Source organism: Streptomyces sp. NBC_01433 (assembly GCF_026340105.1).
In the GTDB taxonomy this organism is placed as follows: Bacteria; Actinomycetota; Actinomycetes; order Streptomycetales; family Streptomycetaceae; genus Streptomyces.
Genome location: NZ_JAPEPM010000001.1, coordinates 2,784,979 through 2,801,380, shown reverse-complemented (window position 1 = coordinate 2,801,380; position 16,402 = coordinate 2,784,979). Strand labels below are relative to the sequence as shown.

General features: G+C 70.0%; 16 protein-coding genes and 1 tRNA gene. 9 read left to right on the top strand and 8 right to left on the bottom strand.

Features of this window, described 5'->3' with window-relative positions; genetic code table 11:
* Window positions 1–408: 408 nt before the first annotated feature.
* Window positions 409–1,083 (top strand): Crp/Fnr family transcriptional regulator, encoded by a 675-nt coding sequence (locus tag OG413_RS12615; RefSeq protein ID WP_014046869.1) that lies wholly within the window; start codon window positions 409–411, stop codon window positions 1,081–1,083.
* A gap of 168 nt (window positions 1,084–1,251) precedes the next feature.
* On the opposite strand, the gene OG413_RS12610 is transcribed toward OG413_RS12615, so the two are convergent.
* The 4 genes from OG413_RS12610 to OG413_RS12595 all read right to left on the bottom strand — a co-directional run bounded on the left by OG413_RS12610 (window position 1,252) and on the right by OG413_RS12595 (window position 3,984).
* Window positions 1,252–2,082 (bottom strand): MBL fold metallo-hydrolase, encoded by an 831-nt coding sequence (locus OG413_RS12610; RefSeq protein ID WP_266805154.1) that lies wholly within the window; start codon window positions 2,080–2,082, stop codon window positions 1,252–1,254.
* Window positions 2,079–3,053, bottom strand: coding sequence for an NUDIX hydrolase (locus OG413_RS12605; protein WP_266805153.1), 975 nt, complete (start codon window positions 3,051–3,053; stop codon window positions 2,079–2,081). Before OG413_RS12605 ends, OG413_RS12610 begins: the two co-directional genes overlap by 4 nt.
* Window positions 3,054–3,355: 302 nt before the next feature.
* Window positions 3,356–3,826, bottom strand: a complete 471-nt coding sequence (locus tag OG413_RS12600; RefSeq protein ID WP_266805152.1) for a RidA family protein — start codon at window positions 3,824–3,826, stop codon at window positions 3,356–3,358.
* On the bottom strand, window positions 3,826–3,984 hold the full coding sequence (locus OG413_RS12595) for a DUF4177 domain-containing protein (protein ID WP_003967454.1): 159 nt from the start codon (window positions 3,982–3,984) through the stop codon (window positions 3,826–3,828). The genes OG413_RS12600 and OG413_RS12595 overlap by 1 nt, the downstream gene beginning before the upstream one ends.
* Before the next feature lie 71 nt (window positions 3,985–4,055).
* On the opposite strand from OG413_RS12595, the gene OG413_RS12590 reads away from it, so the two are divergent.
* Both OG413_RS12590 and OG413_RS12585 read left to right on the top strand, forming a co-directional pair.
* Entirely contained in the window at window positions 4,056–5,030 is a 975-nt protein-coding gene (locus OG413_RS12590; RefSeq protein WP_266805150.1) for an ArsA-related P-loop ATPase, read from the top strand.
* Window positions 5,027–6,466, top strand: a complete 1,440-nt coding sequence (locus OG413_RS12585) for an ArsA family ATPase (protein WP_266805148.1) — start codon at window positions 5,027–5,029, stop codon at window positions 6,464–6,466. Before OG413_RS12590 ends, OG413_RS12585 begins: the two co-directional genes overlap by 4 nt.
* Window positions 6,467–6,654: 188 nt before the next feature.
* Here OG413_RS12585 and OG413_RS12580 read toward each other — a convergent pair whose 3' ends face one another.
* Entirely contained in the window at window positions 6,655–7,005 is a 351-nt protein-coding gene (locus tag OG413_RS12580; RefSeq protein ID WP_266805146.1) for a WhiB family transcriptional regulator, read from the bottom strand.
* A 419-nt stretch (window positions 7,006–7,424) separates the two neighbouring features.
* On the opposite strand from OG413_RS12580, the gene OG413_RS12575 reads away from it, so the two are divergent.
* Window positions 7,425–9,659 carry a transglycosylase domain-containing protein gene (locus tag OG413_RS12575; RefSeq protein ID WP_266805144.1) on the top strand — a complete coding sequence of 745 codons (2,235 nt, stop codon included), beginning with the start codon at window positions 7,425–7,427 and terminating at the stop codon, window positions 9,657–9,659.
* A 218-nt stretch (window positions 9,660–9,877) separates the two neighbouring features.
* Here the strand turns inward: OG413_RS12575 and OG413_RS12570 are convergent, their stop codons facing one another.
* Window positions 9,878–10,342, bottom strand: coding sequence for a GatB/YqeY domain-containing protein (locus OG413_RS12570; protein WP_073719662.1), 465 nt, complete (start codon window positions 10,340–10,342; stop codon window positions 9,878–9,880).
* 79 nt (window positions 10,343–10,421) lie between these two features.
* On the opposite strand from OG413_RS12570, the gene OG413_RS12565 reads away from it, so the two are divergent.
* From OG413_RS12565 to OG413_RS12550, 4 genes are all read left to right on the top strand, one after another.
* Window positions 10,422–11,360 carry a metallophosphoesterase gene (locus tag OG413_RS12565; RefSeq protein ID WP_266805140.1) on the top strand — a complete coding sequence of 313 codons (939 nt, stop codon included), beginning with the start codon at window positions 10,422–10,424 and terminating at the stop codon, window positions 11,358–11,360.
* 176 nt (window positions 11,361–11,536) lie between these two features.
* Window positions 11,537–11,610, top strand: a tRNA-Pro gene (locus tag OG413_RS12560).
* Between the two features lie 399 nt (window positions 11,611–12,009).
* Complete coding sequence (locus OG413_RS12555; RefSeq protein WP_266805138.1) at window positions 12,010–12,180, top strand: hypothetical protein; 171 nt, start codon at window positions 12,010–12,012, stop codon at window positions 12,178–12,180.
* Between the two features lie 225 nt (window positions 12,181–12,405).
* Window positions 12,406–13,212, top strand: a complete 807-nt coding sequence (locus OG413_RS12550) for an SGNH/GDSL hydrolase family protein (RefSeq protein ID WP_266805137.1) — start codon at window positions 12,406–12,408, stop codon at window positions 13,210–13,212.
* A gap of 72 nt (window positions 13,213–13,284) precedes the next feature.
* Here OG413_RS12550 and OG413_RS12545 read toward each other — a convergent pair whose 3' ends face one another.
* Window positions 13,285–14,760 (bottom strand): MFS transporter, encoded by a 1,476-nt coding sequence (locus OG413_RS12545; RefSeq protein ID WP_266805136.1) that lies wholly within the window; start codon window positions 14,758–14,760, stop codon window positions 13,285–13,287.
* A 46-nt stretch (window positions 14,761–14,806) separates the two neighbouring features.
* On the opposite strand from OG413_RS12545, the gene OG413_RS12540 reads away from it, so the two are divergent.
* Window positions 14,807–15,478 carry a helix-turn-helix domain-containing protein gene (locus OG413_RS12540; protein ID WP_266805134.1) on the top strand — a complete coding sequence of 224 codons (672 nt, stop codon included), beginning with the start codon at window positions 14,807–14,809 and terminating at the stop codon, window positions 15,476–15,478.
* Window positions 15,479–15,508: 30 nt separating this feature from the next.
* Here OG413_RS12540 and OG413_RS12535 read toward each other — a convergent pair whose 3' ends face one another.
* Complete coding sequence (locus OG413_RS12535) at window positions 15,509–16,345, bottom strand: bifunctional 2-polyprenyl-6-hydroxyphenol methylase/3-demethylubiquinol 3-O-methyltransferase UbiG (protein ID WP_266805132.1); 837 nt, start codon at window positions 16,343–16,345, stop codon at window positions 15,509–15,511.
* Window positions 16,346–16,402: the final 57 nt, after the last annotated feature.

Sequence of the window (16,402 nt, the reverse complement as noted above, 5' to 3'; positions counted from 1 at the left end):
CGACTTCGGTGCGGTCACGTTCGCTGCGGTCTCGTTCGCTGTGGTCGAGTTCGGTGTGGTCGTCTTCACTTCGGGCCTCCCGGCCGGCTTCCGGGCCAACGCTCCAGCGGGCCTTTTGCGGCATTTTTCGAGCACCGAGCGAGTTGTTCGCCCACAGCGGAATTGTGGCTTTCCGGCACCCCATCAGCCCCCTTGGCCTGCGCTCTCACCGGCATTCTGGACACCCGGCCAGCCTAGAGCCCGCCACTGACATCCGCCCCGGTCACCGCGTATCCACGCCCGATCGGCCCCCTGCCGTAGGGTCCGGCACGCCCGTGCGTCAAACTGGTTTGTGATTGATCGCACTGTTTTACCGTCCGGCATGATGGGGACCACGGTTCCCTGAACAGGCCGACAAGGAGAGAACTCGTGGACGACGTTCTGCGGCGCGCCCCGCTTTTCGCGGCGCTCGATGATGAGCAGGCCGCGGAGCTCCGCGCCTCGATGAGTGAGGTGACCCTCGCGCGCGGCGACGCGCTCTTCCACGAGGGCGACCCGGGTGACCGCCTGTACGTGGTCACCGAGGGCAAGGTGAAGCTCCACCGCACCTCCCCCGACGGGCGCGAGAACATGCTGGCCGTCCTCGGCCCCGGCGAGCTGATCGGTGAGCTGTCGCTCTTCGACCCGGGCCCGCGTACCGCGACCGCGACGGCGCTGACCGAGGTCAAGCTCCTCGGCCTCGGCCACGGCGACCTCCAGCCCTGGCTGAACGCCCGCCCCGAGGTGGCCACCGCACTGCTGCGCGCCGTCGCCCGACGCCTGCGCAAGACGAACGACCAGATGTCCGACCTGGTCTTCTCCGACGTTCCGGGCCGCGTCGCACGGGCGCTCCTGGACCTGTCGCGCCGCTTCGGCGTCCAGTCGGAAGAGGGCATCCACGTCGTCCACGACCTGACCCAGGAAGAGCTGGCCCAGCTGGTCGGCGCCTCCCGGGAGACGGTCAACAAGGCGCTCGCGGACTTCGCCGGACGCGGTTGGCTGCGGCTGGAGGCCCGTGCGGTGATCCTGCTGGACGTGGAGCGGCTGGCGAAGCGGTCGCGCTGACCGCGCGGCTGCCGCACTGACACCTGCGGCTGTGTTGCGTGCCGATACGTCGCGTACGGGTGCGTTGCGTACGGGTGCGCCGCGTACGGATGCGTCGCGTGTGAGGAAGGGTCTCGCCGGACGGCGGGGCCCTTCCTCGCGCGCCCGCCAGGGATGACGGGACAGCCCTCAGATCAGGCCGTGCTCGGTGAGGTATTCCAGCTGGGCCCGTACCGAGAGCTCCGCGGCCGGCCACAGGGAGCGGTCCACATCGGCGTACACCTGGGCCACCACCTCCATCGGCGAGCGGTGCCCCGCCTCCACCGCCGTCTCCACCTGGGCCAGGCGGTGCGCGCGGTGGGCCAGGTAGAACTCGACGGCCCCCTGCGCGTCCTCCAGCACCGGTCCGTGGCCCGGCAGCACCGTGTGCACCCCGTCGTCGACCGTCAGCGAGCGCAGCCGCCGCAGCGTGTCCAGGTAGTCACCGAGCCGCCCGTCCGGGTGCGCGACGACGGTCGTGCCGCGGCCGAGAATCGTGTCTCCCGTCAGCACGGCCCGGTCTGCGGGCAGATGGAACGAGAGCGAGTCCGCGGTGTGCCCGGGGGTCGGCACCACCCGCAGTTCGAGCCCTCCGGTGGTGATCACGTCACCGGCCGCCAGCCCCTCGTCGCCCAGCCGCAGCGCCGCGTCCAGGGCCCGCACCTTCGTACGCGTCAGCTCGGCGAAGCGTGCCGCGCCCTCCGCGTGGTCGGGGTGCCCGTGGGTGAGGAGGGTGAGGGCGATGCGTCGCCCGGCCCGCTCGGCCGTGTCGATGACGGCCCGCAGGTGTGCGTCGTCGAGTGGTCCGGGGTCGATGACGACGGCGAGATCGGAGTCGGGCTCGGCGACGATCCAGGTGTTGGTGCCGTCCAGCGTCATCGCCGAGGCGTTGGGGGCGAGGACGTTGACCGTACGGGCGGTGGCGGGGCCGGAGAGCACCCCGCCGCGCGGCTGTCCGGGCAGGGCGGCAGCGTCGCTCACGCGGCCCCACCGCCCGCGCCTGAGGCCGGGCCTGAGGCCGGCTCCCCGCCCTCACGCGAATCCGGCGCCGCACCCGAGCCCACACCCGCACTCGCGCCCGCGCCCGGGATGTGTTTGGTGAACTCGTCGTGCCCGGGCCAGCTCAGCACCAACTCATCGCCCTCCAGTCGAGCCTGTGCGAGTACGGGAGCCAGGTCCTGGGAATCCGCCGCCTCCAGGGCCTCGGCGGACGTCCCGTACGGCCTCAGCGTCCGCAACGTCGACACGGTGGGCGGCATCATCAGAAGCTCGCCCCGGTCGTAGCCGTCGGCGGCCTCTCCGGGGGAGATCCACACCGTACGGTCCGCCTCGGTGGAGGCGTTGCGGGTGCGCTGCCCGTCCGGGAGCGCCGCGACGAAGAACCAGGTGTCGTACCGCCGCGGCTCGAAAGCCGGGGTGATCCAGCGCGCCCAGGCGCCCAGCAGATCGGAGCGCAGCACCAGACCGCGCCGGTCCAGGAACTCGGCGAACGACAGCTCGCGGGCCACCAGCGCCTCGCGGTCCGCCTCCCAGTCGGCTCCGGTCACATCCCCGACGACCGTGTCGCGGGTCGGCCCGGCGAGCAGGACGCCCGCCTCCTCGTACGTCTCGCGGACCGCCGCGCAGACGATGGCCTGCGCCTCGGTGACCGTGTCGACGCCGAGCCGGGCGGCCCAGCTCTCCAGGGACGGTCCGGCCCAGCCGATGAGGCGGTCGTCGTCGCGCGGGTCGACGCCGCCCCCCGGATAGGCGTACGCGCCTCCGGCGAATGCCATGGACGCACGGCGGCGCAGCATGTGCACCACCGGGCCGCGACCGGCGTCCGCGCCCACCCGGTCACGCAGCAGCATCACGGTGGCGGCCCGCCGGGGTGTCACGGCCGTCAGCTCTCCGGCGGCGAGTGCCCGGATCCGGTCGGGCCATTCCGGTGGGTACCACTGACCATTGGACATGGCCGGAGGCTATCCGGAAGCGCGCCGATGTTCGAGAGGCGGCCGGGAAGATCGCCGGAGCGCCCCTCGTCGCCCAGGGGCGGCCCGTGGCCCGCGGCCGTTTCACCCACGCCCGCCGGGGAAGAGGCCGAGTCCTTTCGCCCGTTTCACCCACGGCCACCGGGGAAGAGGCCGGAGCACTTCCGCCCAGGGGCCCATGACCACGAGGGTGGAGGTGGCGGACCGAGGCCCAAAAGAAGACCCCGCCCGGTCTCATCGACCGGACGGGATCATGATGTCTTCGCGCACCGCGTGGTGACGTCTCAGGCGTCGACCAGCTCGACCTGGACCTCGACCTCCACCGGTGCGTCCAGCGGCAGCACCGCGACGCCCACGGCGCTGCGTGCGTGCACGCCCTTGTCACCGAGCACGGCGCCCAGCAGCTCGCTCGCACCGTTGATCACGGCGGGCTGTCCGGTGAAGTCGGAGGCCGAGGCGACGAAGCCCACGACCTTCACGACGCGCGCGATCCGGTCCAGGTCGCCCGCGACCGACTTCACGGCGGCCAGCGCGTTGAGCGCGCAGATCTTCGCGAGTTCCTTCGCCTCGTCGGGCGTCACCTCGGCGCCGACCTTGCCGGTGACGGCGAGCTTGCCGTCCACCATCGGCAGCTGGCCGGAGGTGTACACGTACACCCCTGACCGCACGGCCGGCTGGTACGAGGCCAGCGGCGGCACGACGCCCGGCAGGGTCAGGCCGAGTTCGACGAGCTTCGCCTCGACGGCGCCCGCCACTACGCCTTCTCCCGCTTCAGGTAGGCCACGAGCTGCTCGGGGTTGTTCGGGCCGGGGACGACCTGGACGAGCTCCCAGCCGTCCTCGCCCCAGGTGTCCAGAATCTGCTTGGTCGCGTGCACGAGAAGGGGCACGGTCGCGTATTCCCACTTGGTCATGGGCCGACTGTAATACCTGGCACGTGCGGTCCCGTGCGTAGCCCGGGGCCGGACTGGTTAGGCTCGAATACGTGAGCAGGTTCCAGGTCGTCAGCGGCAAGGGCGGCACCGGTAAGACCACGGTGGCCGCCGCCCTCGCGCTCGCCCTCGCGACCGAGGGCAGGCGCACCCTCCTCGTCGAGGTCGAGGGCAGGCAGGGCATCGCCCAGCTCTTCGAGTCGGAAGCCCTTCCCTACGAGGAGCGGAAGATCGCCGTCGCCCCCGGCGGCGGCGAGGTGTACGCCCTCGCGATCGACGCGGAGCGCGCGCTCCTCGACTACCTCCAGATGTTCTACAAGCTCGGCGGCGCGGGCCGGGCGCTCAAGAAGCTCGGCGCGATCGATTTCGCGACCACCATCGCGCCCGGCGTCCGGGACGTCCTGCTGACCGGCAAGGCCTGCGAGGCCGTCCGCCGCAAGGACAAGCAGGGGCGTTTCGTCTACGACCACGTGATCATGGACGCCCCGCCGACCGGGCGCATCACCCGCTTCCTCAATGTGAACGACGAGGTGGCGGGGCTGGCCAGGATCGGACCGATACACAATCAGGCGCAGGCCGTCATGCGGGTCCTGAAGTCCCCGGAGACCGCGGTCCACCTGGTGACCCTCCTTGAGGAGATGCCGGTCCAGGAGACCGTGGACGGCATCGCCGAGCTCCGGGCCGCCGAACTGCCCGTGGGCCGGGTCGTCGTGAACATGGTGCGCCCGCACCTGCTCGACGAGGACGCGCTGCGCACCGCGTCCGGCGGCCGCCGCAAAGAGATCGCGAAGACGCTGACCCGGGCCGGAGTGACCGGTTCCGCCGCCCTCGTACGACCGCTGGTCGAGCAGGCCGCCGAGCATGCCCAGCGGGTCGGTCTGGAGCGCGAGCAGCGTGCGGTGCTGGCCGGTCTCGGGCTGCCGGCGGCGGAGCTGCCGCTGATCGGCGAGGGGGTGGACCTCTCCGCGTTGTACGACCTGGCGGCAGAACTCCGAAAACAGGGCGCAGGGGAAGAGGTGGGTTCATGACCCCGGTCACGCCGGTCGCGGACGCGGTACCCGGGCTGGACACCGACGCGCTGCTCGACGACCCGGACATCCGGATCATCGTGTGCTGCGGTTCGGGCGGCGTCGGCAAGACCACGACCGCGGCGGCCCTCGGCGTACGGGCGGCCGAGCGCGGCCGGAAGGTCGTCGTCCTGACCATCGACCCGGCCCGGCGCCTCGCCCAGTCGATGGGCATCGACCAGCTGGACAACATCCCGCGCCGGGTCGAGGGCATCGAGGGAGACGGCGAACTCCACGCCATGATGCTCGACATGAAGCGGACCTTCGACGAGACCGTCGAGGCGCACGCGGACGCCGAGCGGGCCCGCGCGATCCTGGAGAACCCCTTCTACCAGTCCCTGTCCGCCGGGTTCGCCGGTACGCAGGAGTACATGGCGATGGAGAAACTCGGGCAGCTCAGGGCGCGCGACGAGTGGGACCTGATCATCGTCGACACCCCGCCCTCGCGCTCCGCGCTGGACTTCCTGGACGCTCCGAAGCGGCTGGGCTCGTTCCTGGACGGCACGTTCATCCGGCTGCTGATGGCTCCCGCGAAGATGGGCGGACGGGCCGGGATGAAGTTCCTCAACGTGGGCATGTCGATGATGACGGGGACGTTGGGCAAACTGCTCGGCGGCCAGTTCCTGCGGGACGTGCAGACCTTCGTCGCGGCGATGGACACGATGTTCGGCGGCTTCCGCACCCGGGCCGACGCGACGTACAAGCTGCTCCAGGCGCCCGGCACGGCGTTCCTCGTGGTCGCGACGCCGGAGCGGGACGCGCTGCGCGAAGCCGCGTATTTCGTGGAACGGCTGGCTGCGGAGGACATGCCCCTGGCCGGCCTCGTCCTCAACCGGGTCCACGGCAGCGAGGCTTCCCGGCTCTCCGCCGAGCGGGCGCTCGCCGCCGCAGAAAATCTTGAAGAGACCCGCATTGTGGATCAGACGGCCGGGAAGGCTGCCCTTTGTGACCCGGCGGTCACCTCTCCCGAAGCCTCCGAGCCGCCGCTCTCCCCCGAGCCTGAGCCCGACCCCACATCTGAACCATCATCTGGGCCCGCCCCGGAGTCCGCCCCGACATCCGCAGACGTGCGCGAATCCGAGCGTGACCCGGCACCCGCACCCGACCATGCCCCCGAGAACGCTCCAGCCGTTGCCCCCGCCGTTCCCGTAGTCCCTGTAACCCCCGTAGTCCCTGTCGAGGAACTGACCGCAGGTCTGCTGCGGCTGCATGCCGAACGCATGCAGGTCGTCGCGCGCGAACAGCACACCCGCGACCGCTTCGCCGCGCTGCATCCCGAGGTCCCGGTGACCGAAGTCGCGGCCCTGCCGGGTGATGTGCACGACCTCGTCGGCCTACGGACCATCGGAGACCGGCTCGCGACCGGCTCCGGTTCAGCCCCGGCCGAATCCGCGTAGCAACGCCAGGCCACACCAGTAACCACGCCACGTCCCGGCAGCACGCCACACCACCGTGGCCGCACCACGCCCCACCCCACGGCGGGAACGCCGCCCACCGCCACGGACAGGCAGCGCCGCACCGGATGCCGAAAGGAACCTGGTGCCGAAAAAGGAAGCAGTCGTCGTACCAGTCGTCGAACCTGTCCCTACCCCACAGCGGCGTACGTCTCGTGCAGTTCGTCGTCCTCCAGCCCGATCCCTGCGGGCAGGATGCCCGTGGACCGCTCGTACTCGCTGCGCGCGGTCTCCAGCAGTCGACGCCAGGACGTGACGGTGGGCCGACGGCGCAACAGTGCGCGTCTTTCCCGCTCCGTCATTCCGCCCCACACGCCGAACTCGACGCGATTGTCCAGCGCATCGGCCAGGCACTCGGTCCGCACCGGGCATCCGGTGCACACCGCCTTGGCCCTGTTCTGCGCTGCTCCTTGTACGAACAGTTCATCCGGATCGGTAGTGCGGCAGGCTGCCTGCGCACTCCAGTCGGTTACCCAGCCCATGCCGGCGCCGTCCTCTCCCGAATCGAGGCTCCCCCACGGCGGCAGCGGCATATTCACCGTTGCCAGTTGAGGACGTTACGGAAGGTAGGGACACCACAACACCCCCTTCGGGCCCAATCTTGAATGGTCCGAACGGACTATGCGTATGCGGCAGATCACCCAGGGGAGTGAGGTGAGGACATGCGGGACTATATCCGCGAAAACGGGACAGTACACCCGAGTTGCAACGGACGTTCCCTGACACACGAGGCGATTTCGGGAACGTCTCGGTGTTTGGTCCAACTGCGCCCCGGCCAGGGAGAGAATGACCGGAAATTGCGCACGGGGCTTGATACGAAACCGGACTGCTGTGACAGTTGTGAGCAGCTTAGGCCAATGCATATACGCCTGTCCGGCAAATGAGAACGTAGGCTGCCCCCATGCCAAAAAAGCGCTCGGGCGGGGGTCTCACGACGACCCAGCAGGCCGCCAAGTTCCTCGGTGTCGCCGCACTCTCCGGAGCTGTGCTGGCGGGCATCGCGCTGCCCGCGGCCGGAGCACTGGGTCTCGCCGCCAAGGGGACGGTCGAGGGATTCGACGAGATCCCTTCCAACCTCAAGACTCCGCCGCTCAGCCAACGCACCACGATCCTCGACCGCGAGGGCGGTGCGATCGCGACGGTCTACTCGCGTGACCGCACCGTCGTCCCCCTCAAGGACATCTCCCCGTACATGCAGGACGCGATCGTCGCGATCGAGGACTCCCGCTTCTACGAGCACGGGGCGATCGACCTCAAGGGCATCCTTCGCGCGATGAACCGCAATGTTCAGGCGGGCGGAGCGGCGCAGGGCGCGTCGACGCTCACCCAGCAGTACGTGAAGAACGTCTTCGTCGAGGAGGCGGGCGACGACCCCGACAAGGTCGCGGAAGCCACCCAGCAGACGCTGGGCCGCAAGGTCCGCGAGCTGAAGTACGCGATCCAGGTAGAGGAAGAGCTCGGCAAGAAGAAGATCCTGGAGAACTACCTCAACATCACCTTCTTCGGACAGCAGGCGTACGGCATCGAGGCCGCGTCCCAGCGCTACTTCTCCAAGCGCGCCAAGGACCTGAAGCTGGAGGAGGCCGCGCTGCTCGCCGGCATCGTCCAGTCGCCGAGCCGTTACGACCCGGTCAACGACACGGAAGAGGCGACCAAGCGCCGCAACACCGTGCTCGCCCGGATGGCCGCCGTCCGCAGCATCTCGCAGGCCGAGGCGGACAAGGCCATGGCCACCCCGATCAAGCTGAAGGTCAAGAAGCCGAAGAACGGCTGCATCACCGCCGTCAGCGGTTCCGGCTTCTTCTGCGACTACGTACGCAAGGCGATCCTCAGCGACCCCGCCTTCGGCAAGACCGACGAGGATCGTTCCAAGCTCTGGAACCTCGGTGGTCTGACCGTCAAGACCACGCTCGACCCGCGCGCGCAGCAGGCCGCCAACGACGCCGCCACCGCGAAGGTCAACAAGGACGACAAGTTCGCGGCGTCGGTCGTGCAGGTCCAGCCCGGCAGCGGCAAGATCCTCTCCATGGGCCAGTCCCGCCCCTACGGCCTGGACCAGAAGAAGAACGAGACGGTGCTCAACCTCTCCGTCAGCAACAAGATGGGCGGCAGCACCTACGGCTTCCAGGTCGGCTCGACGTTCAAGCCGATCACCGCCGCGGCGGCGCTGGAGAAGGGCATCAGCCCGGCCACATCGTTCTCCACGGACTGGAAGCTCTCGGTCCCGATGAGCTCCTTCAGTACCTGCTCGGGTGCCAGTGCCGGTGGCGGCAACTGGGACCTGCAGAACGAGCTGGAGTCGGAGAAGGGCTCCTGGGACATGACGAGCGCGCTCGGCAAGTCCATCAACACCTACTTCGCGCTGCTGGAGCAGAAGGCCGGGCTGTGCGACACGGTCAAGATGGCGAAGAAGGTCGGCTACGAGCGGGGCGACGGCAAGCAGATCGGCGAGAACCCGTCGATCACCCTCGGCGGTGAGGTGAGCACCCCGCTCTCGATGGCCGCCGCGTACGCGTCGTTCGCCAACCGCGGTACGTACTGCACGCCGATCGCCATCGAGTCGATCACCGACGCCAACGGCAAGAAGATCAAGGTCCCGAAGTCCTCCTGCTCGCGGGCGATGACCGAGCGGACCGCCGACACGATCAACCAGATGCTCAAGGGCGTCGTCGAGGACGGCACCGGTACGCAGGCCGGGCTCAGCGACCGTGACAACGCGGGCAAGACCGGTACGACGAACGACCGCAAGGACGCCTGGTTCGTCGGTTACACCCCCAACCTCTCCACGGCGGTGTGGGTCGGTGACGACATCGGCGAGAAGAGCTCGATGTACAACGTCACCATCGGTGGCCAGTACTACGACAAGGTCTGCGGTGGCTGCCTCCCCGGTCCGATCTGGAAGATCGCGATGACCGGGGCACTGAACGCCTCCGAGACTCCTTCCTTCAACCCGGTCTCCGTCCCCAGGACGAAGCCGAAGGAGGACAAGGACAAGGACAAGGGCCACGACGGGGGCGACGAGGGCGACAGCCGCGAGGACGGCAAGCCCGGCGACACCGACCCGTTCCCCGGCCTGTTCGGCGGCCTCGGCGGCGACTCGCGCGGCAACCACGACGGCGGGAGGAACGGTCCCTGACCGGTCCGGCGTACGTATGAAGGTGGGGCGGTCCAGGTCACGTCGACCGGGAGCGCCCCACCTTCGTATATAGGTGTACGGGCTCCGCTATACGTGTACGGGCTCCGCCTCCGCCGGGCGTACGACCAGGTACGGGACGAGTCCCCGGCCCCTCGGCCCGCGAGAGACCCGCAGCCCCACCGTCGTACGCGGCACCGCCGTACGTACGGGATGTCCGCTCAGCCCGCGAGGAGCTTCTTCACCGCGGCGGCCACCCGGCCACCCTCCGCGAGCCCGGCCACCTTCGGGTTCACGATCTTCATGACGGCGCCCATCGCGCGCGGCCCCTCGGCCCCGGCGGCCTTCGCCTCCTCGACGGCGGATCCGACGATCGCGTTCAGCTCGTCGTCGGAGAGCTGCTTGGGCAGGTAGCCGTCGAGCAGCTCGCCCTCCGCCTTCTCCCGCTCCGCCTGCTCGGCACGGCCGCCCTGGGCGAAGGCTTCGGCCGCCTCGCGGCGCTTCTTCGCCTCCTTGGCGATCACCTTCTGTACCTCGTCGTCGGAGAGTTCGCGCGCCGTCTTGCCGCTGACCTCTTCCTTGGTGATCGCGGTGAGGGTGAGCCGAAGAGTGGACGAGGTCAGCTCGTCGCGCGCCTTCATGGCCGTGTGGAGGTCTTCCTTGAGCTTGGACTTGAGCGTGGTCATGCCGCGATTGTGACAGGTGGGGGCCACCTGCCGCCCGCCGGTTTTCCGGTCGACGCACCGTGTCTGCGACGATGGACACATGCGCGCACGCTACGGAGTACCCCTGAAAGTCACGGCAGTCGGCGCAGCGGTCGGTGCTGCCGGCCTCGCCTACGCCGCCGGATTCGAGGCCCGCTCGTTCCGCCTGCGGCGGGTCACCGTCCCCGTACTCCCTCACGGGGCACGCCCGTTGCGCGTGCTCCAGGTCTCCGACATCCACATGGTGAGCGGTCAGCGCAAGAAGCGGGCCTGGCTGCAGTCGCTGGCCGGGCTGCGGCCCGACTTCGTAGTGAACACGGGCGACAACCTCTCCGACCCGGAGGCGGTACCGGAGCTGCTCGACGCGCTCGGCCCGCTGATGGAGTTCCCCGGGGTGTACGTCTTCGGCTCCAACGACTACTACGGCCCCAAGCTCCGCAACCCGGCCCGCTACCTCCTGGAGAAGGCCCACGGCAAGCACGGCCTCAACGGGAACGCCCCGGCGGTCGGGGTCGTCCACAACCCGTGGGAGCCGATGCGCGACGCGTTCGACGAGGCGGGCTGGCTGGGCCTGTCCAACACCCGCGACCGGCTCAAGGTCGACGGCCTGGAGATCGCGTTCACCGGGCTGGACGACCCGCACATCAAGCGGGACCGTTACGCGGAGGTCTCCGGCGGCCCCGAGACGGGCGCCGACCTCTCCATCGGCGTGGTCCACGCCCCCTACCTGCGCTCCCTGGACGCCTTCACGGCCGATGGATACCCACTCATCCTGGCGGGCCACACACACGGCGGCCAGATCTGCATCCCGTTCTACGGGGCACTCGTCACCAACTGTGACCTCGACACCGACCGGGTCAAGGGCCTCTCCAGCCACACGGTGGGCTCCCGGCGCGCCTACCTCCACGTCTCCGCGGGCTGCGGCGCCAACCGCTACACCCCGGTCCGCTTCGCCTGCCCGCCCGAGGTGACCCTGCTGACGCTGACACCCCGCGACTGACGCCGGCACCCCGGGACTGGCCGGGTCCGCCGCGACCGGCCACCGGGGCACCGCACTGGCCCCGGGCGCGGTCGGCCGGGGCCAGGCGGAGCGGGCTCGGCGCCGAAGAAAGCAGATTTCGCCTCCGGGCGCCGGTGGGCTAAAGTAATCGATGTCGCCGGGAGACCGGTGGGCATCGGGGTGTAGCGCAGCTTGGCAGCGCGCTTCGTTCGGGACGAAGAGGTCGTGGGTTCAAATCCCGCCACCCCGACAGCTGAAATACCAGGTCAGGCCCGGTACTGAGAAATCAGTACCGGGTCTGATTTGCTGTGCGGGCCCGTTTTGGCCGTCGGTGGGGAGCCGGACACTGAGTCCGCCGTGCACCGGAGGACGCAGGTCGTGGTTTCGCCCGCTCTCGGGGGCTACTGCGGCGCGAGCGTTGAGCGCCTGCGCCGTACGTCACGGCCGCGCGTCAGGGGCCGTCGAGTCCGAAGACCGTGCCGAACGGGTCCACGAGCCGGCAGACGCGTCGGGCCGGGCGATACCGCGAGAGGGCCGCGGTGGTGGGTGCAGCCGCTGGTCAGGAGGCGTTGGCGTTCGGTGTCGAGGTCTTCGACGGACCAGTGGGGCACGGTGCTTCCGCCCGGGGGTTGGCCTCGGGGGATGTGGGGTGGAAGCCGAACTCGACGCCGTCGATGTCGAGCCAGGCGTAGCCGGAGGTGCCGTCGATATCGAGCTCGACTTCGGCGTCGGAGATCCCGCCACGCCGAGGGCCGGTGACGGCGTCTTCGGCCGGTCGCTCCGCATCGTCGGGAGCCGGTTTTGGCCGACCCGCCGTTGATCCTCACAGTCGTCGGCCACGTGGTGAGTTCCGGCGAAGTTACCGGTTCTCACATCGAGTTGAGGGTTTATCTACGCGCGGAGCATCGAATACCGAACGATCATTCGGGCATATCAGACGACTTCTCGCGTGGCCATTACCGGCGGGTACCGGGAGCTGCTAGAAACTGGTTCGCTCCATCGAAGTCCCCCCACCCACCCCCCACACTTCGAAGGGCTGGCAGCCATGTCAGTACGAAGAATTTGGGCATCCGTATCCACCCTGGCCCTCGCAGCCGTTGCCGCCCTTGGTGTTGCCGGACCGGCCACGGCCGCCGGCTCGGCCGCAGCGGGCGGTTATGTCGCGCTCGGTGACTCCTACTCCTCCGGTGTCGGCGCGGGGAGTTACCTCTCCGACAGCGGTGACTGTCGGCGCAGCACCAATGCCTACCCCTACCTCTGGGCAGCCGCGAACTCCCCCGCCTCGTTCGACTTCGTCGCCTGCTCCGGGGCGACGACCGGTTCCATCGCCAGCAGCCAGCTGGGCGTGCTGAGTTCGTCGACGTCGCTGGTCAGTGTCACGGCGGGCGGCAATGACGTCGGGTTCGCCGATGTCATGCAGGACTGCGTCCTGTCCAGCGAGGCCACCTGCGTCAACAGCGTGAACACGGCGGTCTCGCAGATCCAGAACTCCCTGCCGTCGAGCCTCGACTCGCTCTACGACAGCATCCGGGCCAAGGCTCCGCAGGCCCAGGTGGTCGTGCTGGGCTACCCGCGCTTCTACAAGCTCTCGGGAAGCTGCGTCGCCGGGCTCACCGAGACCGAGCGCAGTGCCATCAACAACGCGTCGGACGTGCTGAACGGGGTCCTCGCCAAGCGGGCGGCCGACGCCGGGTTCACGTTCTCCGGTGTGGCGGACGAGTTCACCGGTCACGAGCTCTGCTCCGGTGACCCCTGGCTCAACAGCGTGACGCTTCCGGTCTACAACTCGTACCACCCCAAGGCCGCAGGACAGTCGGGCGGTTATCTGCCCGCCTTCCGTTCGGCGGTCTAGGGACGCGAAGCTCCACCCCCCACAGGCGCGGCGGTTCACCGGGTTCGGCCCGGTGGACCGCCACTGCCGTGTTCAGGGCCCGCTCGGCACAGCCGTCGGACGGGGCAGTACGAGAGCGGCCGCGGCGGCCAGTACGGCCGTGGCGGCGGCAGCCCACCAGCCGTGCCGGAATGCCTCCAGTACCGCGTCGGGGGCGGCCGGGGCACCGAGCAGCGTGACCATCAGGGCGACCCCCAGCACCGAGCCGGTCTGGCGGGCCATGGTCGTGACGGCCGAACCGGTCGCGAAGCGGGTGGGCGGCAGGGCCGCGGCAGCCGCGCCGACCAGGGTGGGCAGGGCGAGGCCGACCCCGATACCGGTGACGACCATGCCGGGCAGGAACTCGGTCGCGTAAGCCGGTTCCGTACCGAGCAGTGCGGCCCACCAGGCCAGGCCCGCGCCGAACAGCAGGCACCCGAGCGCGGCCGTGCGCCCGGCCCCGATACGGCGGACCACCGGGCCGGAGGCGACCGCCAGCAGCGGCACGACCAGCGGGCCCGGAGCGATCGCCAGCCCGGTACGGATCGCCGAGTACCCCCATACCTGCTGGCACCAGAGCACCGAGGTGAGCAGCATCGCCGCGAACGCCACCGTGAAGAACAGTGCCGCCAGGGTGGCCGCCGCGAAGGCGGGCGTACGCAGTATCGGCAGTTCGATGATCGGTGCCGGATGCCGGGCCGAGCGCAGGACGAAGGCCGCTGTGAGGCCGACCGCCGCGAGGAGCGGAACGAGGACCCCGGGCGAACCCCAGCCCCAGGCATCGGCCTTGACCAGCCCGAGGGCCAGGGCCCCGATCGCGAGGGTCAGCAGCGCGGCCCCCGCCAGGTCCGGCAGGCGGCCCTCCCGGTCCGCGCGGGCGTCGGGCAGCAGCCGGGCCCCGGCCACCAGACCGACCACTCCCACCGGAACGTTCACCAGGAACACCCAGCGCCAGTCGGCCTCCACCAGAAGGCCGCCGATGACCGGGCCGAGTCCGGCTGCTATCCCGCCGATCGCGGCCCAGCTCCGGATGGCCCGCGGGCGGCGTTCCGCAGGGGTGTTGGCGAGCAGCAGCGCGAGCGAGGTCGGCATCAGGGCGGCGGCCCCGGCAGCCTGAAGGATCCGGGCCGCGACCAGCCATCCGACATCCGGGGCGAGGGCGCAGAGCGCGGAGGCCACGGTGAAGACCGCCAGGCCCAGTAGGAATCCGCGCCGGTGGCCGTAGCGGTCGGCGAGCCGTCCCGCGACGACCAGCAGCGCGGCGAAGACGATCGCGTACGCGTTGAGCACCCAGGACAGCGAGGCGAGGGAGCTGCCGCCGAAGGATTCGCCCAGCGCGGGAACGGCGACGTTGACGATGAACAGATCGAGGTTCACGACGAAGACACCGGCCGAGATGATCCACACAGCGGCGCGCGACGAGACCGGAGCGGGGGCCGGGGCGGGGGCTGCGGCAGGGGCTGGGCCGGAGGCGAAAGCTGGAGTCGTGGGCGGGGCAGGTGGCAGTGAGTTTGATTTTCCAACTGTCATGACGGCAAGCTAGCGCCAGTGAGTTTGAGATGGCAACCTAGTAGGGATGAACGCTTCGAAGAGCCCGGAGAGCCCGGAATCCAACGCCGTCACGCTGCCCGGGCGGCCCTGCTCCGCTGCCGCCGCACTCCATGTGGTGGGCGAGAAATGGGCGCTGCTCGCGGTGCGCGAGATCTTTTTCGGCAACCACCGGTTCGAGGCGATCGCCCGGAACACCGGTGCGCCCCGGGACCGCGTCGCCGCCCGGCTGCGCGCGCTGGAGCAGGCCGGGGTGGTCGAGCGTCGGCCGTACAACGAGCGGCCGCCGCGTTACGAGTACCACCTGACGGCGTCCGGCCGGGACCTCGCCCCGGTGATCCGGGCGCTGCTGGACTGGGGCGACCGCTGGGTGAACGAGGAGCCGCCGGTCGTGTTGGTGCACGAGCCCGGGAACGCCGGTGGGGGCGAGCCTGGCGACGGGAGCGGCGACGAGGACGGTCACACCGGCGAAGGCACGCGTGGCGGCCGGGGCGGGAACACCGGTGAGGGCGAGCACAGCGACGAGCACGGGCACGGGCGCGCGCACGATCTCGATGCCGCCTGGGTCTGCCGCACCTGTGGCGAGGAGATCGCGATGAACACCCTCACCGCCGACGTCCGCGCCCCGGGCTGGGACCGCGCCGGACCGCTCCCCGAACCCCTCCCCAGCCCGCCCTCTGAACCCATCCCCGCCGAGTGACACCGGCCATCGGCCGGGCGCGGCCGTCGTTCAGCCGATGACCGGACGTGATGCCTTGATCGAGTACATAAGCGGGATCCGCGGCCGGTCCGCCGGGAAGCGGTAGTGGCCGTCCTCGTGCCGCTCCAGCGAGCCGAAGCGGGCGAACAGCGAGACGTCGTGTTCGTGCAGGAACTCGATCCGCAGCCCGGCCGCCGCCAGCGCCGAGACCACTTCGCCCACCGGGTGCTGCCACTCGACGCTGCGGTTGTGGACGGTCGGGGCGTCGAAGTCGGCGTACGTCCCCGGCGTCTCGTCCACCCACGCCTCGCGGCTGAAGTAGTCGTAGGTGATCGTCGAGCCGGTCGAGTCGTCCAGCGTGTCGGTCAGCGGATGGAACTCGGCGAGATAGAGGAATCCGCCGGGTGCGACGAGCGAGGCCGCGGTCTCCGCCCAACGCCCGATGTCGGGAAGCCAGTTCAGCGCGCCGACGCCCGTGTAGACGATGTCGTACGAGAGGTCGGGGACGGCTTCCCGCGCGTCGTACACATCGGCGGCGACGAACGCCGCCCGGTCCGGGGCGAGCCCCAGCGACCGGGCAAGGCCGCGGGCCGTCTCGACGGCGGGCTCGGAGAAGTCGAGACCGACGACGTGCGCGGCGCCGTGCCGGGCCCAGGACAGGGTGTCGAGCCCGATGTGGCACTGGAGGTGCAGCAGGGACTTGCCGGTGACGTCACCGACCTCCGCGACCTCGAACGCGCGCAGGGCGTCCTTGCCCTCCCGGAAGGCATCCAGTTCGTAGAAGTCGCTCGCCGCGTGGATCGCCACGCGCTCGTCCCAGCGCGCGCGGTTGGCGTCGTGCCAGTTGTCCGGAGTCGGTGAGTACATGAGCCAAAAGTTACCCACAGGCTGGGGGGATGGTGCGAGGGGTTATCCACAGGCCAC